Source organism: Nocardia abscessus (genome assembly GCF_015477775.1).
In the GTDB taxonomy this organism is placed as follows: domain Bacteria; phylum Actinomycetota; class Actinomycetes; order Mycobacteriales; family Mycobacteriaceae; genus Nocardia; species Nocardia abscessus_A.
The window spans coordinates 1-23,083 of the sequence record NZ_JADLQO010000032.1; the positions used below are offsets into that span (position 1 = coordinate 1).

The window sequence follows — 23,083 nt, forward strand, 5'->3', positions numbered from 1 at the left end:
GCCAACGGTGTCCATTTTGGGTCCAATGCCTCGAAACCATGCGCGTTGAAATCATGGATCACCTGCCGCACATACGATTCCGACACCTGCATCAGCTTCGCGATCAACCCGAACTGATTGATGCTGCGCCGACGCCATCACCACCACCACCGCCCGCCGCATCCGGATCGGCTGCTTACTACGTCGCGCGATCTGAGCCAGCTTGCGGCCCTCTTCCGGGGTCACTGCTCTGACGAACACATCCGGCTTGCGAGCCACCGGCATCACCTCCACCGGCAGCATCACCGGTCACCCACCGATGATCAACCCGCCACCCCGGGCCGCGGGTTACAGCATCAACCTTCCCGGACGCGGCACTAGTCCGAGCCGATTCATCTGTCGAAAGGCAATGCTGTAGCACCCGATTCAGCTGGACCACCAGCTCCAGTGGATCGACCCTCCCCCGCCTACGTTCAAGGGCGCGATGAAGCACTGAGGTGTCGTTCTTCGCCCGATAGCGTCGACCACGTCTGACCTGAACCGGATTCGTCACCGCCAAGGGCGGTCGAGCCGTCACGATGGACTACTTGGCGAACGTAGACCGCGTGGCCCCACTGGTGGAGCGCGCACATAAGTTTCTTCGCTCGGCGCAGACCACGCTCGAGACTATTCCGAAATACCTCGGATCGGCGAGGCAAGAACAGCGGACCGCCGAGGATCGTCCGGTAGTCAAGCTGGTCCGGTCGAGCCGCCACCCGCAGATCCGCTCAAGATCCCCCCGGCTCGTCCTCCCGAGTGCATCCGGACAGGGTCCGGGTCGGCGACGATCCCGATGCCCCCAGCCGCTTGGGTCGACGAACTCACCCAAGTCGGCTACCTGGCCTTCGGCATCCGATGCGCCGACGTCCCCTTCGGCTGCGTCCACCGCGACTCCGCAGACCGAACCACCTGGGTACCCTACGAGTGATTTCCGATGAGCAGGTCGGGTAGTAATGTCTTACTCGGCCCGCTCAATACAGCACGGACCCGACATCGAATCTCGGAAACCGTCCGCCGAAGTCCGGGTCGTCGGCTCGAACCAGAATGTCATCCGGCCGTCCTGATGGCTTCGAAAGGTACCACGGCTTCGGAGGCTGAGACCATGAGTGATCCCGTAACCTTGACAGTCGCCGCCGCTCTCGCCATCGGCGCCGCGGCTGATAGGGCGGACACGGGCAACGTGGCGTTGGCCGATGCGTACCTGGCGCTGAAAAGGCTGGTGACAAGGCGCTATCGGGGTGTGGACCTGGAGATCGTCGAGCATCGACCAGAGTCGGAATCCAGACGAGCGGTGCTTGCGGAGGAGCTCGCAGATCACGGTGCGGGCGACGACCACGAATTGCGCAGCGCGGCATTACTTCTGATCGAAACTGCACGACAGAGCTCCGATAAACTAGGGGCCGCCGTCGGGGTGGATTTGGAGCAAGTCGTCGCCGCTGGTCTGCCGATCGCCGACATCGAACCCACCAGCACCGGGGTGCGGTTTTCGGACGGCCGGTTCAGCGGCGACATCCAGATCCACAATATTCGCGCCGGGACGTCCGAGTAGTGCCGTGGTCGCACTCTATCTCGTATCGGCCGCCGGGGACGACTCTCTCGCGCAGTCGGTCGTCGAAAAGGTAACGGCGCTTGGGCATTCAGTGGAGTTTCGGGATTCGGTCGAGGTCGGGCAGTCCATACTCGCCCACGCGCACCAGGCGCTGACGCGCGGTATGCCTGTAATCTTGTGCGCCACCCGCGCGGCAGCGGGATCGGAATGGGTGTACCGACTCGTAAACGCCGCCAACGGCGGTGGTGAGGCGCGACTGTTCGCGCTCAAGATGGAAGCCGATGTCTATCTCGGCGCTCTGACCTTCGATGAGCGGCCCGCCGATTGGTACAAGGATCCCGACCGCGCCGTCGTCGACCTGATGTCGGCTATCGAGCGACGGTTTCCGGAGCGGCAACAGAACGGCTCGGACCCCGACGAACCGACCGCGGACTATATGGATGTCGCTGTACGCGGTCTCGATGTCGACCACCGAACATTGAACGCCTATCTTGACAACCTTCGTGACGAGTTGCGCCACATACGTGACTACAGCACCCTCTCAGAGCTGCTAGGTCGTCTACTGCTCGTGACGGACCGAGGGACCTTGACCCGCAGCACGGCATTGCTTTTCGGCGTCAATCCGCAGATCCACGTTCCGGGCGCCATCATTCAATGCGCGCACTATGACGGCACCGAGAAGTCGTCGCGCACGGTGAACGAGCGTGTGCTCGGCGCGGCGATGGGGCAGATCGACGCCGCGTTCGAATTCGTTCGATCGCGGATCACTCGACGTGAGGTCGTCGGTTCGGAATCCGTCCGTGCCGCGACCGAGTACGAGTATCCGATGCACTGCCTTCGGGAGATGCTGGTCAACGCCGTGGTGCACCGCGACTATTCGAGGACCGCGAGTCACATACACCTGCGCTTGTTCTCGGACCGTATCGAGATATCGAGTCCCGGTCGTTGGGTCGGTGTCGAACTCGGCGACCGGGACACCGAGCTGTCCGCGTTGGCGGGCGAGTCGGAGCCCCGCAACCGCGCCTTGGCGCACGCGCTGTCGTGCATCAGCTATTTCGAGGGTGACGGCGGAGGGATACCGGCCGCCGTGGACGACTCCCGATCGCTCGGAGCGCCCCTACCGGTGGTGCGACAGGAGAATAGCCACGTCAAGGTCACTATCTGGCCGCGTCCGCGTGATGTACGCGCGGTGGTCTCGACCGTTAACGGAGTCCTGGCTGGAGGGGCGAATGTCCAGGTGGTAGGGCCGACTGGTTTCGACGTATTACGTGATGGATTCGTTGTCGGTCGGATTCCATCGCAGCCGGTGAATTTCGTAGCGCGTGAGATGAAGCAGACGATAGATGAGTGGTTGGATCGCGGCGTCGATGCTCCAATCGTGGTCATCTCGGGAATGCGCGGTGCGGGGAAGACCCAACTGGTGGCCGATGTGGTGCGTGAGCGGGTTGCGACCGGTGATGGCTGGATCGGTTGGGTCAACGCCGAAACAACCGATGCGGTCAATGCCGGACTCGCCGAGATCGCCGACCGACTCGGAATCGCCGACCCTGCAGGGGATTCAGTGTCATCAGCCAATCGTCTGCGAGACTACCTGACCACGCGACCGGAACGTGGCTTACTCGTCTTCGACAACGCCTCCGATCCGGACTACATTGAGTCGATGCTGCCTGCCGGTGGCGGCACTCAGGTGGTCATTACCACGACAATCCGCGATTTCGGGCAGTTCGGCGCCACCGTGGACTTGAATGTCTTCGATCGTGAGCAATCCCTGAAGTACCTTCAAGCGGCGATCGGATTTCGCGATCAGGAGGGCGCCGACCGAATCGCCCACGCCCTGGGCGATCTACCCTTGGCACTGTCGGCGGCTGCGGCCACGATAACCGGCCGCCATCTCGACTACGACCGGTACCTGCGGCTACTCCAAGCGCGTTCGTTGCCGATGGTCCTGTCGCGCCGCCGAGGTCACTCGTATCCGCATTCGGTCGAGCATGCGATTCTGTTGTCTGTCGAGACGGTCGAACGCCCCACGGGCGATCCTCGTCTGGACAGAATCATCTCGCCGTTGATGAATGTGATCGCGATGTTGACTCCCTCGGGCGTGCACCGCCGGTTCCTCCCCGATTTCGACGGTCGCGTCGACGAGGCACTGCAGCGGTGTGTGGAACAGTCGCTGTTGGTTTGGTCGGCGACCGGAGACCGGGTGGTGATGCACCGTCTGGTCGCCAGGGTTCTACGCGAACGGGCTCGAGATAACGGCACGACAGTCGAACTGGTGGCCTCAGCGTTGTCGGTGGTCCGTTCACGGCTGTTCGAGTACTCACAGGCGTGGCAGCGGCGCGAGGAGGGCAACGAACTGATCGAGCATATAGACGCCATCCGTGCTACCGGTATGGTCGACAACCTCGAGGTCGATCAGCAGACGCGTCTACTCGATTTGAGACGTTGGGCAGTCGGATATCTCATCGCTATCGCCGATACCGGTCGGTCCATAAACTTGGCCGTCGACATTCTCAACCAGTCCCAGAGAATTCTCGGACACCATCACCGGTACACGCTCGACACCTGCACCGACCTCGCGCGCGCTTATCAATCGGTGGGACAACTCGATCGGGCAGTCCCCCTGTTCGATGCCGTGCTGCGAGACAGCGAACAAGTGCTCGGTGAGCACGATCCCGATACTCTGTCCTCGCGGAACAACCTTGCGGTGGCCTACGAGTCGGCGGGACGCTTCGATGAGGCGGTTGCGTTGTTCGAGCGGGTGGTCGTCGATCGTGAGCGGATTCTCGGCGAGCACCATCCCGATACTCTGTCCTCACGGAACAACCTCGCGGTGGCCTACAAATCGGCGGGACGCTTCGATGAGGCGGTTGCGTTGTTCGAGCGGGTGGTCGTCGATCGTGAGCGGATTCTCGGCGAGCACCATCCCGATACTCTGTCCTCACGGAACAACCTCGCCGCGGCGTACGAATCGGCTGGCCGGTACGACGAGGCGATCGCACTGCATGCGGATATTCTCATCGATCGCGTGCGGGTGCTGGGTTCCGATCACCCCGATGTGCTCATGACGCGCAACAACCTCGCCTATACCTATCAATCGAGCGGGCGATTGGAGGACGCCATCCTGATGCTCGAATCCGCTACCGCGGACCTCGATCGCGTACTCGGCTCCGATCATCCGAACACACTGACTGCACGCAACAATCTCGCCGACGTCTATCGAGCGGCGGGCATGGCAGAGAAGGCGATCGGACTGTTCGAATCGACCCTCACCGACGCGCAGAGAACTCTGGGGGCGGACCATCCGCTGACGATCGCCGTCCGACGCAATCTCGCGGAGATTCGGGCAACCACCGATTCGACCGCAGGCTGACGCCCGGTACGAGCGGCTATCGCAGTGCTTTGATCAGGTCCCGCATGCCCTGTTGCCAGTCCAGCAGCAGATCCGCGCATTTGAAGTCATTGATGATCGCCGGCAATTCGCTCCCGGTGAGCCGCACAGGCAATATCCGCACATCATATCCCTGCAATTGGCGTGCGAGCGTCGACATCCACTCCCTGGCCGTCCACGGTGCCTCTTCGGGACCGACTCCCGATGAGGACAGGCACAATATGAGATTGCCTTCCCCCGCCAAACCCTCATTGATCTTCTCGATGATGGAATCGCCGATTGCGATCTGATCGTCATCGAGCCACACATCATGTCCGTGTGCTTTCAGCTCGTCCGCGAGCCGAATCGCCTCGGACAGATCGACTGTGCGATGACTGATGAATACGTGTGCCAAGGTGAACTTCCATCGAGTGCGGGAGAAGTCGCGGTCGCAGGCCATTGTCACACGGCCGGTAGGCATCGGGCGAATGGATCGAACTGCGGCCCGCCGGCGCTCGATATCGACCCGCCGGCACAGCTGCGGGCCGGTGTGCCACACGACTGATCCACCAGTGCCAGCTTGCTCTCCGCGCGCCTCCTACTGGGCGGGCGACTTCCGTGAGCGGATCACCAGTCTCCTGACAGTTCCGCGAGCAGGTCAGCGGCGTCGCGGCTGCCCGCGGCGGCCAGCCGCTGCAGTTCGGCCATGTCGCGGTTACAGTAGTTCGCCGCCGTCACGGTCGAGTCCCGCTTTTACAGACGGTGCCGAGATACGACCGGTGACCGATGTCGCGTGGGAAGACGCGTGGCGAGCAAAGACGAGCTCCTCGCACCTCTGGTCAGTGAGATCACCGAGCACCCGGCACACGTTTTGCACATGGTCAACGAGTGCAGCGATCTCGATTCTGCGCAAAAGCTGCGTGAGATGGCGGCGACGTACTCGGTGAATTGCCGATCGGGCTAGGAATTGAGCCACGGGGATGTGCCCGACACCGTGGCCGGGCGCCGCGATTTCTGGCGACGCCGTACCGCTGTGAGTGCGGACACAGGCGGTTGGTCCGCGCTGTGTGCGCGTAGTTCGATGAAGTAGCGGCCGTCGGGAATCCGGTGACTGTCACTGCATCCACTTGGAAGGAGATCTGCAGTTCCCGCCGGAGATCCGGCGGGTCGTCTACACGACCGACATGATCGAATCGCTCAACGCCCGCTTCCGGCAAGCAGTGCGTCGCCGCGGGCACTTCCCACGGAATCGGATTGGCCGGGCACGGTCGAGCTCGCTCGTGAGCTTCTCTGCACGGAACGCGACATCGCGCGACGGGCTATTGCCTCGTTTGCGACCCTGGCTGTTGGGACTGCTGGATTCCATAGCCGGGTGTGCCGGGCTGAGGGTACGGGTAGGGCTGGCTGCCCGGTAGGGCTCCGTACGGTATGAATCTCGCGGGTGGTGGCGAGTTGGTCACGCCAGCGAGTGCCCCGGCCGCGAGTACCGTGCTGGCGACGCACAGCAGCCCGCCCACCAGCGCGCCTCGATCGGCGCTCACAGAATCGCTTTCGATGTAATTGCTGGCTACGCCGCCGAAGAACACCGTGCTTATCAGAGATATCGCGAAGACAACTCCCCGAAACGCGTTCATAAATCTCCTCACCGTCTCCAACGATCCGAAAACCGACCGACGCCGTGGCGCAGGTTCTAAATCCGCAGAGTGAAAAGCATTTTCGTGACCAACCGAGGCTGGCGTCCTGATGCCGCACCGCCCGCGCGTGGAGCACCGGGTGACGGTCGGCGTCCCGCTTGCTCGCCGGAAGTGTCCGCCACCCGTTCGCGGCGCGGTTCAACCGAGGCCCGAACTCGACGTCAGGCGCTTCGGCGGGTTCTACCGGAAACCTTGAAGGGCCGACCAAGTCCAGGGTGGCCACTCGATCAAGGGCAAGATCGATATCCACCACCTCCTCTGAACGCGCGACTTCAGTTGCAGGATGACCGCACCCAAACCGCAGATGATTGCGAAGGTGACGATCGCGCAGACGACCAGGGCGATCACCGGTGTCGGGAGGTTCATGCCACCTTCTCCTGTGCCGGTGAGGTGGCTGTGAGAATTGCTGTTTTTCTCATGGCCGCGCACCGTAGAGAGCAGGGGTGCAACCGCCGACCCGGCGAGGAGAGTGGGCAGTTCGGGAATGGACACCGCGACATGGCGGGCCTCCTCACGTGAGTGGGGAGCCCGGCCCGAGGCCAGCGGCACTTTCGCCTACGCGAGTTGCCGCCGCGTGAGGCCGGGCGGCGGAGGCGCGCCCGGCGATTCGATCGCCAGGTGGTGAGCTTCCTTCAAGGGAAGGGCGGTGCAGCGTGGACCTGCGTTTATCCCGGGTCCGGTTGGGAGTAATCCATGCCGCGAATAGTATGAATTTCGGTGGTCGAACTCAAACATCTATCGACCAGGCAAAACGCTCCAGTGACCGACATCGGCGTGCACGCGACCCGGTCTGGTGTCGGGGGGCCGGTGCGATGATCCGGGGATTGAACTGCGCACTGCGCGAAGCGATTCCAGGGGGTGTGCTGGATGACATCGATCTGCCGCGTCACTACCAAGAGTGGGTGGCCGCGGACTACCGCATCGTGGTGACCGGGTGCCTGGCCGGGCCCACCCTACGCATACTCAAAGGTTGGGCGTATCAGGGGAATAGGTAGCGATGCTTGCGACGGAGTTCAGCACGGAGAGTCTGTCGAGCGAGGACCAGCTGGAGTGCTGGCTGGACCTGATGGATCGGGAGCTTGTTCCCACTCGGATGCGCTGCACCACCGACGACGGCTTTCCTGCCTCGGCACGGACGTTGACCTGGGAAGGCATGCAGGTCTCCGCGATGACGTATCCGTCGGTGCACGTATGGCGGACGCCGAAGCTGATCCGGCAGTCCGATCCGGAGGCATGCCAGGTCAACCTGGTGCTCGACGGTGCGGCCGCGATCCTTCAGGCGGGAAGGGAGGCGATCATCGGTACCGGTGAGTTCGCGCTGTTCGACACCTCCCACCCATTCGAGGGTTGGCGTTCCTGTGATATCGGCGATCGGACGATCACCCTGCAGATCTCCCGGGCGCTGCTGCCGCTGCCCGCTAGCGGGATCAACCGGCTCACTGCCACCACCTTCGGCGCACGCCACGGCATGGGCGCCGTCTTCGCCCGTTGGTTGACCGATCTGGTCACCCGGGCGGAGGAGTTCACTCCTGCCGACGTGTCCACACTCACCTCCGTCACCGTGGACCTGCTGTCGGCGGTGCTCGCCGCGCCCATGGATACGGAGGGGATGCCAGCTCCCGAGTCGCGTCGGCGTGCGCTGCGATTGCAGATAAACGGCTTCATCGAGCAGAGACTCGGTGACCCCGCTTTGACACCGGCGACGATCGCGGCGGCCCACCACATCTCCTTGCGCACGCTGCAACAGCTGTTCGCCGCGGACGAGACCACCCCGGCGGCCTGGATTCGCCGACACCGTTTGGGACGGTGCCGCCGCGATCTGGCCGATCCGCACCTGCGCGGCCGACCCATTCACTCGATCGCCGCCCGGTGGGGGTTCACCGACCCGGCCCACTTCAGCCGCGTCTTCCGCCGGGCCTTCGGCGCGTCGCCCAGCGACTACCGCCATCACGCCCTGCTGCGCGAATAGACAAGTCCGCTGCGCGAATAGACAAGGACCGATACTTCCGTCCCCGGCATACTGAACTCGATGCCAATCGTTTCCGATCCCGTTCAGACGTGATCGGAACCGGGGGTTCGCAACGGCGCGAACCCATTCCGGTATGCCGGGGAGCCTGAGATGGTCGGTCTGGACGCCTAGGGGCGCGATGATGCGGCCGGCGCCGATCCGGCCGCGTGGCCAGTGCCGGTCAGGTGTCGCGGCCCCCGCCACGTCGCCGGGTCAACTCGGAGGACGGCGTTCGATGAGCCAGAACCGTACATGAGCGGGCGGCCGGTTCAGGAGGTGAGCGGTGATTGTGCACTGCCGCCGTGCAACTGATCGACCGGCGCATCACCGGCGCGGTCGAACAGATTTCTCGCTTGGCGGCAGGGAGGAGCCGAGGAATGACATTCGATATGACGCTCGAGGTCGAGATTCGCAGTCTGCGTCGTTCGGCGGCAGCGGCGGATTCGGCAAGCACAGAGGCAGGCAAGATCGAGCTCGGTGCCGCAGTCGGCTCGGTGAACTCCGCTCTGCCAGGGTCGGAGTCAACTGTTGCGGTGGCGAGGTTGGCGGAAGCGTGGGAGCGGAGGCTGAACCGATGGGCCACCGACATCGAAGCTTTTGGAAGCACGGTTTCGGCAGCGGCTGATCTGTACACGCGCAATGAGCGCGTGGCCCAGCAAGACATCGGGAACAGCATCCTGGGATTGGCTACCCTGTGGTGACTTTCGGTGACGTCCGGCGCTGGAACGTGGATGCCATAGAGCACGTCGGCGTCACCGTGCGTGCGCGCAAGGACAGTCTGATCGGGCTGTCGGACGAACTCGCGTCGGCGGCGCTGACCTGGCGCTGGCACGGCGGTGGCGCTCTCGAGGCCAAGAAAAGTCTGCGTAGGCTCAACGACCGTGCCGAACACCTGGTGGCTGAGGCCAGCGCGGTGCAGCGGGCGCTGTTTGCCGCATCCGACGATGTGGCGGAGCTGCGGCAGCAGGTGTTGAATCTCGAGGCTTACGCCGCCAGTTGGCAGTTCGACGTTGCGGCCAACGGCGCGATCATCGACAAGGCACCCGATCGCCAGTCCGAACCGCTGCGCTTCCTGGTCCGGGACAAACTGCGGCAATCGGTGCGGGAGATTGTCCGGCGGGCAGACGAAATCGACCGCGAGCTGGCCAAGGTCCTGAACGCCGCCGCGAGCGGCAAGATTTCCGATCGTGGCGCGACTTCGTTGACCGGGGCCGACCAGAATGTTGGAAAACAACTGACCCCCGCAGAGATCCTGGAGCGATACCAGGTCGACCCGGACCGCATGACCAGCTTCTTTGGTAAGGATCTCCCCGCGTCGGAGGTCGAGATGTTGCAGGAGATGGGGTTGTTGCATGAGCTGGGTGTGAGCGGACTGTACGACTTCTACCGACTTCGCAGCGAGGCATTCAGCGCGGCCGACGAGCGGTTTCCCAGCACGGCAGGCAAGAATGACGATCACAACGACGCATTCCGGCACGCCTATTGGAACGCCAGGATGGTGCAGGAATACGGTGCCGACTGGGCCGCCCGCTACGCCACCGCACACGAGCGCGTTCCGGGAAACCGGCCGGAACGCGAAGCGATGGACCTGCACAACAACGAGGTCGGTCGCAAGATCGCCGTCGCCAACCCCGGCGCAAGTCCGGAACAACTCGCCGGACTCGTCGAGGACGCGGTTCGGCGCGGGGACATGGTCGTCATGCCGCGAGGGGGCGGCCTCGACTACAGCGACCGGGTACCGCAGGGCATGACTGCTCACCCGACCAAGCCAGCACCGGAGCCGGAAGTGGACGCGGGTTCGGGGACGGGCTCCGACAGCGGCTCGGCGGTGGTCTCGGGCGGATCGTAAAGGCGATCGGCTCGAGCACCTACATGGCGATGTCGCCGAACAGGTCCAGCTGCTCACCGCCGGTGAGCGCCAGACGGCTACGCGGGCGCGCCGCCGAGCAGCGCCCGGACCCGATCACGGTCGGGTGCCTGCTGCCCGAGCCGGGCGGCGACGACCGCGGGCGGGAGTCCATCACGCAGCATCCGTTGTTCGGCGGTGGCGTGCAGCGTGCCTGGCGAGATGTCCAGGCCGGCGTCGGCGCCGACGGCGCGGATGGCGTCGTAGACGGTGCGCACCGCCAGGCGCCGGTGCGGCGCCTGTTCGGTGAGAAACAGCTTGTCGGTCATTCGACGGTGGCGGGTTCGTGAAGCATGCGACGGTGGCGGGTTCCGGTAAGACCTGCGGCTTCACGACCGGGTGATGCACCGGAATCCGATGTGGCAGGTCGAGGTCTCCTCGGTCTCGCCCTGCCGGGCGGCAGGGCGGTAGCGGAGGCAGTAGTTCGGTGCGCAGAGGTGCGAGCCACCCTTGATGACCCGGCGGGGGTAGGGCTCGTCCGGGTTCTCGACGTGCGCGGTGTCGACCCTCGGATTGGTGGGAATGCAGCAGGAGCTGGTGGGCGTTGCGTTCTTCCCGCTGTCGGAGTGGTCGGCTGTGAAGAAGTCGGTGGTCCATTCCCACACGTTGCCGGCCATGTCGCTGAGGTTGTAACCGTTGGGCCGGAAATGGCCGACCGGCGACGTCCGGGCGTACCCGTCCTCGAGCAGGTTCTCCCACGGGAACTGCCCCTGCCAGACGTTTCCGCCAGGCCTGCCGCCCGGTTCGTGCTCGTCGCCCCAGACGAACGGTTTCCGGTCCAGGCCGCCGCGCGCGGCGAACTCCCACTCCGCTTCGGTGGGTAGTTCCTTGCCCGCCCACTCCGCGTAGGCGCGGGTGTCGAACCACGAGACGTGCGTGACGGGATGGCGTTCGCGTCCGCCGACGTTGCTGCCTGGTCCTTCCGGGTGGCGCCAGTCCGCTCCTGGTGTGAACGACCACCAGCGTGTGTAGTCGTCGAGCGGGACGGGCTGTGCTGTCGGGGTGAACACGAGCGAGCCGGGCACGAGCAGCGCCGGATCGGCACCCGGGTATCGGGCGGGGTCGGGGGCGGTCTCGGCGGTGGTGACGTGGCCGGTGTCCTTCACGAATCGCCGGAACTCGGCGACGGTGACCTGGTGGGAGTCCATCCAGAATCCGTCGACCGAGACTTGGTGGACGGGGCGTTCCTCCGGGTAGAAGTCCTCCGAACCCATCCAGAAGGTGCCCCCCGGGATCCATGCCATGTTCTTCGGAGCCGCATGAGCCATACAGTCAGCGTTGCACGAGATACAGCCAGGAGACAGGGACTGGTAGATCGAGCTTGTCCCGGCGGCCGATCGCGCTCATGTCACCGTCCTGTCGCACTCCCGGGCCGGTCGGCGTTCAAGTCGTCGCCGTACCGGGGTGAGAGGAGGAATTCACCTCTTCGCCGCGCTGTCGGGCGAGATAGCTGCCCGTCATGGCCGGATAGTCCTTGCGGCGGGAAACCGCGCGTGAGGACCCGAGCTCCCCTCCGTCTCGCTGTGGATATCGGCGGCCGACCGCCTGCTCGCCCTCCGAAGGGGGTGTCCGATCAGGGCGCGGTGGAGTTGAATGGAGAGGACGCGTGATATCGACATCACCATCCGCAGCGCCGCCGTGGAAGCGACGTTGAGCAGGATGCCAGCTGTCCGCAGCGGCGATGAGGTGCTGCATGCGTGATTCTTCGGAACTGTCTCTCAGGGACTCGATGACTTCATGCAGAACTTCCGAAGATCGCCAAGTCATGGCGAGTCGGTGCATCGTTCGAGCGAGGAGAATCATTGTGAATCCGCAAGAGGTATTGCCATTTCCGCCGACTCCGTCTGCGAGCACCGCGGGAAGAACGATGCAGGATTCGGTTTATGCGCAACGTGAAAAGCCGCGCCGCTTGCCCGAGGATGCACCGAACATTTTGATCATCTTGGTCGACGACGCCGGCCCAGGTTTGCCGACAACCTTCGGCGGGGAGGTACGAACCGACACGCTGACGAAAGTTTATGAGGAAGGTATCGGGTACAACCGTTTCCACACGACCGCGATGTGTTCGCCTACCCGCGCATCCTTGATGACCGGCCGTAATCATCACCGCATCGGCAACGGCCAAGTCGCGGAACTCGCCAACGATTGGGACGGCTACGCCGGGCAGATCCCCAAGAGCAGCGCACTCGGGGCCGAGGTCCTCAAGCAGTACGGCTACTCCACCGCCGCGTGGGGCAAGTGGCACAACACCCCCGCCATCGAAACCACCGCCGCCGGACCGTTCGACAACTGGCCGACCAGTATCGGCTTCGAGTACTTCTACGGTTTCCTCGCCGGTGAAGCCTCGCACTACGAGCCGAACCTGGTCCGGAACACGACTATGGTGCTGCCGCCCAAGACGCCCGAGGAGGGCTACCACCTCAGTGAAGACCTCGCCGATGACGCCATCGGCTGGCTGCACAAGCACAAAGCCTTCGAGCCGGACAAACCGTTCTTCATGTATTGGGCGAGTGGATGTCTGCACGCTCCGCATCACATCATGAAGCCGTGGGCCGACAAGTACGCCGGCAAGTTCGACGACGGCTGGGACGCCTACCGGGAGCGGACCTATCAGCGGGCCAAGGACCTGGGCTGGATTCCGGCCGACGCCGAGCTGACACCGCGTGATCCGCGATTGGCGGCCTGGGACGACATCCCCGATGAGCAGAAACCGTTCCACCGACGGCTGATGGAGGTGGCCGCCGGTTTCGCCGAGCATGTCGACGTCCAAGTGGGTCGGCTGATCGATGAGGTCGAGCGCTTGGGATACGGCGACAACACGTTGGTGTTCTACATATGGGGTGACAACGGCTCCTCGGGTGAGGGACAGAACGGCACCATCAGCGAGATGCTCGCGCAGAACGGCATACCGACCACGATCGACATGCACATCCGAGCGCTCGAGGAGATGGGCGGCTTGGACGTACTCGGCACACCGAAGGTCGAAAATCAGTACCACGCCGCCTGGGCGTGGGCGGGGAGCACGCCGTACAAGGGGATGAAACTACTCGCCTCACACCTGGGCGGCACCCGCAACCCGATGGTCGTGCGCTGGCCCGCGAAGATCAAGCCGGATCCGACGCCGCGGACGCAGTTCCACCATTGCAACGACATCGTGCCCACCATCTACGAGGTCGTCGGTATCACGCCGCCGCTGGTGGTCCATGGGATTCCGCAAATCCCCATCGACGGTGTCAGCATGGCCTATTCGTTCGATGACCCCGACGCGAAAGGCCGCCTCCGGACTCAGTACTTCGAGATCATGGGCAGCCGCGCTATCTATCACGACGGCTGGATGGCGTCGGCCTTCGGACCGCGGGCGCCCTGGGTTCCCGGTTCGCCGCCCGGCATCAAGGAATGGACCCCCGATCAAGACCAGTGGGAGCTCTACCACCTCGATGAGGACTGGTCGCAGGCGCATGACCTCGCCGACCAGATGCCCGATAAACTCGCCCAGCTCAAGGACACTTTCTCGATCGAAGCGGCCAAGAACAGCGTCTACCCGGTCGGCGGCGGCCTGTGGATTACGGTGCTTCATCCCGAGTTGCGGATTTCGACCCCGTATCGGGAATGGAACTTCACCGGCGACGTGATCCGGATGCCCGAGCCCTGCGCCCCGAGTTTGGGCAATCGGGCGAATCTGGTGACGATCGAGGCGGACATCCCTGACGGCGCGAACGGTGTCCTCTATGCACTCGGAGGTGCCGGCGGCGGCCTGACCTGCTACGTCGACGACGGCTTCCTGTGCTACGAGTACAATCTGTTCATCATCCAGCGCACCAAGATTCGCTCCGAACACCGACTCCCGACCGGTCCCACCACCATTGAGGTCAAAACGGTCTACGCGGGGGAGGCCAAGCCATCAGGCCCGCTCGACATCACCATGAGTATCAAGGATGCCCCCTATGGAAGCGGGCAGGTGCCAGTCAGCGCCCCGCTGCTCTTCACCGGCAACGACTGCCTCGACATCGGGACCTGCCTCGGCGGGTCGGTATCCCTCGACTACTTCGACAAGGCGCCCTTCCCGTTCAACGGCCACATCGACAACGTCAACGTCCGCTACCTCTCATAACCAGCCGGCGCGCGATCCGTGGAAGCGTTCTGGGCGCGTTGAGGTTTCCACTCCCACGCCCGCACTGTCGCCGCCGTCCGCTCATCGGGGCACCAGGGTGGTTGAACGTGACGGGTCAGGTGCGGCCCTGGTGTGGTGTCTGCGCCATCTCGATCTGGGAGCGCAGCGCCACAGCGTCGAGGCAACCAGCGGCGCCGATGACGACGATCCGTGTGCGTGGCGTCCGCTCGCCCCACCGATCCTGTAGCGAGATGTCCACGCGCTTGCCGACCACCTGGAGCACCGCACGCCGCTCTGGCGCCTCCGACGTATAGATCAAGCCCTTGGCCCGATAGATATCAGGCGGCAGTTTTTGAACCACTTCGCGCAGCGCCTCCAGCGAGAACGGTAACTCGCTCTCGTAGCTCCAGACGCTGAATGTCGTCGACTGGTCGTGTGCGTGGTGGTCGTGATGACAGCATTGGCCGGTGCAACCGCCGTCCGCGAGGGCGCGCACGTTGAGATCTGCTTGCGTCGGGTCGAAACGTCCGACCGAGAGCAGGATGTCCAGTGGCACATCGCCGTGGCTGGCTTCGACGAGCCGGTATCGATGAAAGCGGCTGTCCAGCCAGGCCCTGATCCGGTCGGTCTGGGCCCGATCCACCAGATCCACCTTGTTCAAGATGTTCATGTCGGCGAAGGCCATCTGACGGATCTTGAATTCCATCAATTCGGGGACCGCCAACAACTGCTCGGCGTCCACGACACACATGATGCTGTCCAACCGGATGCGGTCCCGGAAGCAGTCCGCACCGAAGGTCATCATGATGCCGGACGGATCGGCCACCCCGCTGGCTTCGAGGAGGATGTACTCCGGCCGCTCAGGGCGGTCGATGGTCGCCATCGTTGTCTCGATGAGATCCTCGCGGATCGTGCAGCAGATGCAGCCGTTGGCCAGACTGATGACATCGGGGGCGACCCCGACGATCAGCTCGGCGTCGATATTGACGGACCCGAAGTCGTTGACCAGCACCGCCACTCGCAGTCCGTGGTCCCCGTTCAGGATCCGATTGAGCAGGGTCGTCTTCCCCGCGCCGAGGAACCCGGTCAAGACCGTCACGGGAATGGGCACCGGCCCGGTGCCCAGGTCGTGGTCGATTGCGTCACAGTTCAACGATTGCATCGGTTCCTCGGGCGAAGTTCATCTCCAGAAACCTGTCTGCGAGCTCGTGGCATGATCCTCAGCCGAGCTTCATGGTGAAGTCCTTGGGAAAGTTGGGCCTCTGCACCCGGTACACATCCGGTGGGTAGTAGAGCCTCGGGTCGATCTCCGTATCGCGGGTGGCCTGCTCCTGGATCTCATCACGGTTGTACTCGGGGTTCGGGAAGGCGATCTCGGGCGGCCCCGCTGGGGTGGGGGATTCGAGCGCGAGGAGATCTTCCGGGCTCAGCAGCTGTGCCGGATCAGGTCGGGCAGGATTGGCCGCGTCGGGCAGCACGGCGTCCCGAACCCAGATCGCGTCCTTCGTGACGTTCACGACGGTCACATCCAGGCCGAATTCGAACCATCCGTCGTAGTGCGTTCGGATGCCCGCGATGATTTCCGGTGCCGTCCCCCTGTCGTACTCGAGATGGGTAGCCATCCCCAGCCGCGGTTTGAGCTGATTGAGCAGGTATCCGACGGCGTACGGGACGGTGTGGGCGCTGTCGATCGTCGTGTTGCCGATGAGCTGAGGGATCCCCATACGCGATTCCGAGAGACTCCCCAGGTCGGCCTGCACCTCGGTGACGAATACATCGACATCCTCGGAATATCTCAGCGTCAGTTCGTCCGGCCGGCCGTCGCCCGTCCACACGAAGGACAGACCGTTCCAGTCGAGGCGATAGGCGCTCGCCCCGTCCATGACGTGTGAGCGCGGCCAATGCCGAACTCGGACGCCATTCCTGTCGTAGCAGACGCCGTTCACGTCCTGCCAGTCGAACTCGTTGACCTCGACTTCGTACCCGTCGCCCACCGCCGACGTTTTGAAAGATTTGGTGTGCCAATAGGTCATCTGTTTCATGCCTTCGACCATGGACTTCGTGCCGTCTTTCGGCGTTCGTCCCGACGGGCCGTGCACACGCAACGGCTTCCAGCGCAGCAGCCAGGGAGCGAAGCAATAGAGGTAGGGCAAGTCCGCAAAATGATCGATATGCAAATGCGAGATGAAGATGTCGTTCACCGCCATGATCGGCACCTGCATAGCGACAATATTGCGCAGGCAGCCCGAGCCCAGATCGAAGAAGAATCGGTCCCCGTTGCCCAGTTCGACCATGATGCTGGTGCCGGCCTGGTCGCGGCGCGGAGGGAAGGGGCAGCTTCCCACGAAGGAGATCCGCATTTCGTCCGGGCCGAGCGTCTCGCCGACCGGGAAGTAGTTGCTCGCGTTGACCACGCTCGGAGTCGGCCGGAAATAGGGCGGCAGGCTGATCCCGCTTCCCGGTTCTCCCCCATAGGGGTTTTCGGCCATCGCCGGGCTGTCGCCGGATATTGGTTCGTCAGTTGATTCCACTGCAGTCTCCCTTGTCGGAGCTGAGTTCGAGCGGACGGGCACCTCGAGTGAAACCGCCGCAGCGGGCGCGGTGATCGGCTCGGACTCGACAGGAGATGGACACAGTCCTCCCCGGGCCAGCGCTCGGGATGCGGCGACGTCGGCGCAACATGGTGGGGCAATCGCCGATTGGCGCCCATTCCCGGACACCACCTCATCGGAGTGTGCGCCCACACTCCACTCAGTAAATACCGGCCACCGCGGCACCGTGTGGGAAACGGTCCACATTCTTGCGAAGAAGCTCGACCCTTACCGTGTCGAGCATTGATTCCACTCCTAGTGCGGCGATGCCGGCTCGCAGTCCGCCCCTGGCGAGCACCGCTGGCGAAGTGGTCGTGTTGTGGAGTGCGAGAGTCGTGTGGGGTACTCATATACCTCGGCTTCGGCCATGATTGATTTATGGCTGACACCCGTGGCGAGGTGCGCTTCCGCCGACTGAAGACGCCGCGTTCCGCGGCAGTCGCCGGGATCGTGTTCGCGGTGCTCTTCGCCTCCGGGGTCGTCCTGCTGCATTCCGCACTATCCGACACAGCATCCACGGACACTCCCTGGGTGCGTGACGAGTCGAGATTTGCCGCCGCACTGATATTGGCGCCGTTCGCGGGCATCGCGTTCCTGTGGTTCATCGGCGTCATGCGTGACCACTTCGGAGAGCTCGAAGACCGCTTCTTCTCCACGGTCTTCCTCGGCAGTGGCCTGCTGTTCTTGGCCACGACATTCGTTTCGATGGCAGTCGCGGGTGGTGTGCTTGCCGTCTCCCGGCAGCCGTCGGCTTCCGACGACGCGATCTTCTTCTTCGGACGTGAAGTGATGGTGCAACTCGACAACGTCTACGGGGCACGCATGGCCGGAGTTTTCATGATGGTCTTGGGGACGATCTGGCTGCGCACCGGACTGATGCCGCGATGGCTGGTCATTTTCACCTACGTGCTCGCCCTGGCACTGCTACTGGCCATCAGCCGCGTCTGGGCGGTGGCACTGGTCTTCCCGGCGTGGGTCCTGATGACCAGCGTGTACATCCTCCTCACCAATCGACTCGAATCACACCACCCGAGCTGAGTATCAGTGCGGGCGCATCGCGATCGAGACCCGCCCGAAAGGAAATCCGATGCACGCTCTCGCGGTAGCCGGACGGGATGCGCCCACAGCCCAGGCAGCGGCCGCCAAACCGATGTCGGCGGTGCCATGATGACGCCCCCCACCCGCCATACCTCCCACAGTCGCACAAAAATAGGCGGTCGAGGCACCGGGTACATTCAGCTGCTGTTCGTGCTCACCGGCCTGTTGCTGGGCCTCGCCACCCCCTGGGTAACGCGCGGACCCCACATCGACGCCGGCCTCGTGACCGGCATGCTGGTCACCTTGGGACCCGCCGTGCTGGGCGTCGTCACGCTCATCTTCTCGCTGATGCTCGGAGTGGTGCAGTGGATCGCCGACACCTTCACACCGCGCCTGGCACTGTTCGGCGACTCCCCACTCGTGCAGCGCACCTTCGGCTTCACCGTCGGTGTAGCCGTCTTCTGCATCACCGTCGCCGTCGACAACGGAATCCGCGGCCGCACCGAGGTCTCGGTGGTCGTGCCGACTATCGCCATCCTGCTGCTGGTGATAGTGGTCGCGCTGGTGCGGCAACTGCTACTGCATGCCTTCACCAACATCCAGCTCGCACACAATCTCAGCTCCATCGCGGCACGGGGACGCGAAGTCCTCGACCTCTCCTACCCCCAGGCAGCCGGCCCTGCCTCCACAACCATGCCCCCCTTGCACTCAACGATCACCTGGCCCAGGCCGGTGAGCGTCCTACAAAAGGTTCACGTGGACCAACTGCTCGCCACCGCCGAGGCCTCGAACACCGTCATCGTCCTGCGCGCGACTCCAGGAACCACCCTGCAGAACGGCACACCCGTCGCCGACATCCACGGCGCCGGACTACCCGCCTCCGCCGTCCTGAACGCACTGGTGATCGGTCACGCTCGTACCTTCGAGCAGGACCCGTTGTTCGCCTTCCAGCTGCTGTCCGACATCGCGCTGCGAGCACTCGACAAGAATGACCCAGCATCGGCCGTCGAAGCCCTCGACTACCTGGAAGACCTTCTCGGCCGGGCCGCCTCGCCCCAGACCGAACCCCTACGCGTCGCCGACCGCAGCGGGACACTACGCGTCGTGATCCACTACCCCGGGTGGGTAGATTTCCTCCGGACCGGCCTCGACAGCGTCATCGCCGCCGCAATCGACTTCCCCACGGTCCTCCTCCGCACCAAAGTGCTGCTCGAGCACGTGCGCAACCGCGCCCAGCCCGACCGTCACGACCTGCTCACCGATCGACTGGCCTGGGCGACCGACGAACTCACCACACGCTTTCCCCGCTTGCAGCGAAAAGGGGCGTAAGGGCACCCACTCAACTCCACGACCTGCCATCACCACCCTCAGCGCTGGCGCAGCTGGGTCAATGGGACACCCGGTCATTCAGGATCGAGATGCTGGTGCGCAGCAGGGTCGGTCCAGTGTCGTTGATCAGCTCCCGGTCGAAAACGTGGTCGCCGAACAGCGCGTTACTGTGCTGGTAAACGGGTCCGTGCGTCGGGGCGGTCGTTCAGGTCGTGGCAGTTGCGGACGGGATCGAGTCGGAAACACGCAACCCTCACGCAGCCGACCGCCGGACCTAGGGAGTGTTTCGAAGTAGTTGATGGGGTGGCACCGCTATGCGGTGCCACCCCATCAACGTGTTCAGCGGGAACTGTTGTCGGCGTTGGCATGTAGGTGAGGTCCGCCCTTGAACGCTCGAGTGGTCACGCGGGCCGTGCTGAGGACGACGACTCCGAACTCTGGGGCACAGGCGCCACACCGGCGTACTACATCTCCAGACTCGCGGTCGCCCGCAACGCAAGCAGTGTCGGCCGCGGCTACCACCTCATCGATTGGGTTGCCGACCGAGCAGCCGAATGCGGCCGGCAGTACGTGCGATTGGCCACCGCCGGCAACAACTCCGCACTACGGCACTACTACGGATGTCGTGACCACCAGTAGTCGACGACTGGACAGCATTCCCGGATGAAGCACGGTGTTGTCCGCCCAGTCGCTGTTGCGGGATCACATCATGGGCATGTTCGGGAAAATCATGTTCCACGCGTTGCGCGCCATGTCCACGAACTGCATCCACATCGGTGACATCATCACCGTCTCACCTCCTAACACCCAATAACTGGGCATTCACCGGCTACCCCCATAAGGCATCACGAACACCCCCTGCCGATCGTTCAACGGTTCATCGATCCCTGGATACAGATCGATCGGACTGCTAAGGCAACCCCGTCAGGACCGATTCCACTCGACGCGCGGCACGCCTGCTGCCGGCTTGCCCGCCCGCCGTACCGCAGAGGTGTTACCGACCGGTAAGTGTGGGTAGTCGGGGAGTGGTGCATCGTTGCGCCGACCCGATGCTGTCACACGCCGAAGGGACGAGATTCGCATGAGCACACCCGACACCACCACGTTGCTGGCGCAGCTGCGCGCCGTGCTGGCTTTGACCAACACCGAGATCCAGGTCGCCGAAACCCGCATCGCCCAAGCGCGGACCGAAGCGGTGCGCCGGGAGCTGTCGGAGAACGCCGACAACGCCCGCGCCCGCGCCGAAGCCATCGAGACCGCCATCCGCGATTTGGGCAGTGTCCCAGAAGTCGTCGGCCCCTTCCTCGGACGCGCCGCCGCGGCGGTCAAGGCGATGGCCGAACAGGCCCAGCCGTTCGACGAGGCCCTGCTGGGTGACCTCGCGCTGGAACACCAGCTGCTCGATCGCGCCCGCTACATCAAAGCCCTGGCCACCGCCGCCCAGTTACGCGAGGTGGTGGCGTTGGCGGATCGGTTGATCACCGCGCATTCGGCAACGGTGGACTGGCTGACCACCGTCCTGGCCGAGGACGCTCTCGGTGGGCCGGCCGCGCTGCGCCGCACCCCTTTGCAGGCGGCGGCCGGGACCGCCGTAAAGCTGTTCAACCTCCCGGTCTCCTGGTCGACTCGTGGCCTGGACCGGGCACTGGACACCGTCCGCTCCACGCCACCCGCCCTGGGCGGGCTGCTCGCCCAAGGAGCACGCGCCGGGGATGTCGCGGTCAAAACCCTCTCCGCGTCCCGCGACGCCGCCTTGGAGACCGCCGAGCAGGTCACCCGCCGCGAAGGCGCGGACACCGCCGCCGACGCCCTGCGTTCGATCCGCACCAGCACCGGTGTCCTGGAACCCGACGAACTGCCGGTCGCTGACTACGACGAGCTGAACGTCTCCCAAGCCGTCGCCGAGGTCAAAGAACTCACCGACCCCGCCGACATCCGCGCGATCGTCGCCTACGAGGAAGCCCACAAGAACCGCCACGGCGTGGTCTCCGCCGCCCAAACCCGGCTCGCCGCGATCGCCCAAGAAGTCGCCGGCCTCACCTGAGCGGTCCCGGCGGCGGCGAAGTTCAACACACCGCCCTGCGGTGGCCGGATGCCGCACCGACCCAGCACGTGGATGCCGCATGAAGGCCCGCCCCGGAGGGTTCGCTGTGGATTGAGCGGGCCTGCCATCACCGTGGTGTCGTGTGGATCACGGATGTGCGTCGGAGGTCGTGCCAAGGGCGTTGCTTGCCGCGCATCGCTGCTGGGCGGTGGCCGTCCTCATGCGAGTCCCGGGCGAGGAGCAGGTACCCGAGACCGCGCAGATGGTAGATGCCCCGCCTCACGTGTGCCTGAAACCTCGGTTCACACATGTCTTTCGGCGTGTCGCGGGTAACAGGCGCTGCGCCGGTTGCGAATACCCGAGTGGGTGCAATGTTCGGCCACCTCCGGTGGCCGGTGCCCCGTCTCGGATACGCGCGCTGCCGCCGAACCAAGCACACGAATTCCCCCTGCCGGCGGCAGCGCCACCAGCCGCGCCTGCCAAATACCCTGCCGGCGACGTACGTGCCTCCGCAGGCGCGCAAACTGTTGCTGGCCGGCGTGGACTCGGTCGAGGAAAGCGGCCCCGGCGGCCATTGCAGCATCCGCGCCTACGTCGGGGCCGGTCAGCCGTTCCCGACCCGAGGCTGGGACGGTACACCCGAGGACCGCATCGAGGCGGTGAAGATCAGTGGGCCCGGCTGCGCCGAAACCCGCAGCCTCGCCGTCGCCGCAGTGAAGGCATATCAGCGTTGACGCGAAAGCCCTGGTGTCGGCCACGCGTTCCTGCGGTAACCGCACAGGGGTTCCGCTCCGAGAAGCACGCGACCTGAGAACACACGCTTGTGGCGGGATCGTTCAATCGCGATCTACAGGCCTTGGAAGGTTTGGTCGGCGATCATCGAGGAGCTGTTCAGCGTGAAAGACGTCTCGAACGGACGGGCATCTGGAGCACCGTCCAGCAAAAGATTGCCAGTCACCCGTAGAAGCGTAGAGGCATCGGTGCCTGACTGGACATCGATCGCGTTGACGTTGTACCCAGCCTGCGGGAGTCGGACGAGCTGCTCGAAGATAGCCGTCGTGCCGACATACACAGTGTTCCCGAGTCTGAGTTGCGCATCCTGCGCATACCAAAGCTCCAGTGCGCTCTGTCGGGCCGTGAGCTGCGCGAAGTAGAGGGTGGTGAAAAGCCACTGTCACGGTGCCCGCGAGCACGTTCGCGATCTGGCCCAATCCCAGACCCAGCTGACGCAATGCCAAAACCTGATACAGGCGCTGGACATCGGCTTCGGTGTAGAGCCGGTGACCGGTATTGGTGCGCCCGGCCGGGCGCACCAACCCGATCCGGTCGTAGTGATGCAACGTCCGAACCGTCAATCCGGCCTCGGTCGCGAGCTCACCGACCTTCCACACCTGCTCGATTCCCGGCTCGTCCATCCGCTTCCGTCTC

At 64.2% G+C, this 23,083-nt stretch carries 21 protein-coding genes and 2 pseudogenes; 13 read left to right on the forward strand and 10 right to left on the reverse strand.

Translation table 11 applies throughout. The features are described from left to right. Window positions 1-92 (reverse strand): helix-turn-helix domain-containing protein (locus IU450_RS40470; protein WP_228835725.1); only part of this gene is annotated, 92 nt, incomplete at its 3' end. Further along, the gene (locus tag IU450_RS38355) at window positions 52-285 is read right to left on the reverse strand and encodes a hypothetical protein (protein ID WP_228835729.1); all 234 of its coding nucleotides are present in this window, start codon (window positions 283-285) and stop codon (window positions 52-54) included. The genes IU450_RS40470 and IU450_RS38355, both read right to left, overlap by 41 nt. A gap of 526 nt (window positions 286-811) precedes the next feature. Between IU450_RS38355 and IU450_RS40815 the strand changes: the two genes are divergently transcribed. The 3 genes from IU450_RS40815 (at window position 812) to fxsT (ending at window position 4,937) form a co-directional block, all read left to right on the forward strand. Further along, window positions 812-946, forward strand: coding sequence for a hypothetical protein (locus tag IU450_RS40815; RefSeq protein WP_267470694.1), 135 nt, complete (start codon window positions 812-814; stop codon window positions 944-946). A gap of 174 nt (window positions 947-1,120) precedes the next feature. Beyond that, entirely contained in the window at window positions 1,121-1,567 is a 447-nt protein-coding gene (locus tag IU450_RS38360) for a hypothetical protein (protein WP_195154619.1), read from the forward strand. Window positions 1,568-1,571: 4 nt separating this feature from the next. Next, entirely contained in the window at window positions 1,572-4,937 is a 3,366-nt protein-coding gene (fxsT, locus tag IU450_RS38365; protein WP_195154620.1) for an FxSxx-COOH system tetratricopeptide repeat protein, read from the forward strand. A 16-nt stretch (window positions 4,938-4,953) separates the two neighbouring features. On the opposite strand, the gene IU450_RS38370 is transcribed toward fxsT, so the two are convergent. Next, on the reverse strand, window positions 4,954-5,493 hold the full coding sequence (locus IU450_RS38370) for a toll/interleukin-1 receptor domain-containing protein (RefSeq protein ID WP_195154621.1): 540 nt from the start codon (window positions 5,491-5,493) through the stop codon (window positions 4,954-4,956). 586 nt (window positions 5,494-6,079) lie between these two features. On the opposite strand from IU450_RS38370, the pseudogene IU450_RS38375 reads away from it, so the two are divergent. Then, a pseudogene (locus IU450_RS38375) lies at window positions 6,080-6,178 on the forward strand (transposase); the annotation flags it as partial. Window positions 6,179-6,808: 630 nt separating this feature from the next. Here IU450_RS38375 and IU450_RS38380 read toward each other — a convergent pair. After that, complete coding sequence (locus tag IU450_RS38380; protein ID WP_195154622.1) at window positions 6,809-7,120, reverse strand: hypothetical protein; 312 nt, start codon at window positions 7,118-7,120, stop codon at window positions 6,809-6,811. A gap of 505 nt (window positions 7,121-7,625) precedes the next feature. Here IU450_RS38380 and IU450_RS38385 point away from each other — a divergent pair. The 3 genes from IU450_RS38385 to IU450_RS38395 all read left to right on the forward strand — a co-directional run bounded on the left by IU450_RS38385 (window position 7,626) and on the right by IU450_RS38395 (window position 10,485). After that, a complete protein-coding gene (locus tag IU450_RS38385; protein ID WP_195154623.1) occupies window positions 7,626-8,597 on the forward strand; it encodes a helix-turn-helix domain-containing protein in 972 nt (323 codons plus the stop codon). A gap of 341 nt (window positions 8,598-8,938) precedes the next feature. Continuing rightward, entirely contained in the window at window positions 8,939-9,337 is a 399-nt protein-coding gene (locus IU450_RS38390) for a hypothetical protein (protein WP_195154624.1), read from the forward strand. Between the two features lie 56 nt (window positions 9,338-9,393). Beyond that, window positions 9,394-10,485: a DUF6973 domain-containing protein gene (locus tag IU450_RS38395; protein WP_195154625.1), complete on the forward strand. Its 1,092-nt coding sequence runs from the start codon at window positions 9,394-9,396 to the stop codon at window positions 10,483-10,485. Between the two features lie 77 nt (window positions 10,486-10,562). On the opposite strand, the gene IU450_RS38400 is transcribed toward IU450_RS38395, so the two are convergent. Then, entirely contained in the window at window positions 10,563-10,811 is a 249-nt protein-coding gene (locus IU450_RS38400) for a hypothetical protein (RefSeq protein WP_195154626.1), read from the reverse strand. A gap of 60 nt (window positions 10,812-10,871) precedes the next feature. Then, the gene (locus tag IU450_RS38405; RefSeq protein ID WP_195154627.1) at window positions 10,872-11,810 is read right to left on the reverse strand and encodes a formylglycine-generating enzyme family protein; all 939 of its coding nucleotides are present in this window, start codon (window positions 11,808-11,810) and stop codon (window positions 10,872-10,874) included. A 599-nt stretch (window positions 11,811-12,409) separates the two neighbouring features. Between IU450_RS38405 and IU450_RS38410 the strand changes: the two genes are divergently transcribed. Continuing rightward, a complete protein-coding gene (locus IU450_RS38410) occupies window positions 12,410-14,653 on the forward strand; it encodes an arylsulfatase (protein ID WP_416382947.1) in 2,244 nt (747 codons plus the stop codon). Window positions 14,654-14,768: 115 nt separating this feature from the next. On the opposite strand, the gene IU450_RS38415 is transcribed toward IU450_RS38410, so the two are convergent. Both IU450_RS38415 and gntH read right to left on the reverse strand, forming a co-directional pair. Then, window positions 14,769-15,815, reverse strand: a complete 1,047-nt coding sequence (locus tag IU450_RS38415; RefSeq protein ID WP_195154629.1) for a CobW family GTP-binding protein — start codon at window positions 15,813-15,815, stop codon at window positions 14,769-14,771. Window positions 15,816-15,873: 58 nt separating this feature from the next. After that, entirely contained in the window at window positions 15,874-17,184 is a 1,311-nt protein-coding gene (gntH, locus tag IU450_RS38420; RefSeq protein ID WP_324197977.1) for a guanitoxin biosynthesis MBL fold metallo-hydrolase GntH, read from the reverse strand. Between the two features lie 438 nt (window positions 17,185-17,622). On the opposite strand from gntH, the gene IU450_RS38425 reads away from it, so the two are divergent. The 5 genes from IU450_RS38425 (at window position 17,623) to IU450_RS38440 (ending at window position 22,389) form a co-directional block, all read left to right on the forward strand. Next, complete coding sequence (locus IU450_RS38425; RefSeq protein WP_195154630.1) at window positions 17,623-18,282, forward strand: hypothetical protein; 660 nt, start codon at window positions 17,623-17,625, stop codon at window positions 18,280-18,282. Between the two features lie 129 nt (window positions 18,283-18,411). Next, window positions 18,412-19,611 carry a DUF2254 family protein gene (locus IU450_RS38430; RefSeq protein ID WP_228835724.1) on the forward strand — a complete coding sequence of 400 codons (1,200 nt, stop codon included), beginning with the start codon at window positions 18,412-18,414 and terminating at the stop codon, window positions 19,609-19,611. A 372-nt stretch (window positions 19,612-19,983) separates the two neighbouring features. Beyond that, window positions 19,984-20,250, forward strand: a complete 267-nt coding sequence (locus IU450_RS41540) for a GNAT family N-acetyltransferase (RefSeq protein ID WP_416382946.1) — start codon at window positions 19,984-19,986, stop codon at window positions 20,248-20,250. Between the two features lie 442 nt (window positions 20,251-20,692). Next, entirely contained in the window at window positions 20,693-21,655 is a 963-nt protein-coding gene (locus IU450_RS38435; RefSeq protein ID WP_195154632.1) for a ferritin-like domain-containing protein, read from the forward strand. Between the two features lie 503 nt (window positions 21,656-22,158). Then, the gene (locus IU450_RS38440) at window positions 22,159-22,389 is read left to right on the forward strand and encodes a hypothetical protein (protein ID WP_195154633.1); all 231 of its coding nucleotides are present in this window, start codon (window positions 22,159-22,161) and stop codon (window positions 22,387-22,389) included. 113 nt (window positions 22,390-22,502) lie between these two features. On the opposite strand, the gene IU450_RS38445 is transcribed toward IU450_RS38440, so the two are convergent. Both IU450_RS38445 and IU450_RS38450 read right to left on the reverse strand, forming a co-directional pair. Beyond that, on the reverse strand, window positions 22,503-22,775 hold the full coding sequence (locus IU450_RS38445) for a ketosteroid isomerase family protein (RefSeq protein WP_195154635.1): 273 nt from the start codon (window positions 22,773-22,775) through the stop codon (window positions 22,503-22,505). 124 nt (window positions 22,776-22,899) lie between these two features. After that, window positions 22,900-23,070, reverse strand: a pseudogene (locus IU450_RS38450) (MerR family DNA-binding transcriptional regulator); the annotation flags it as partial. Window positions 23,071-23,083: the final 13 nt, after the last annotated feature.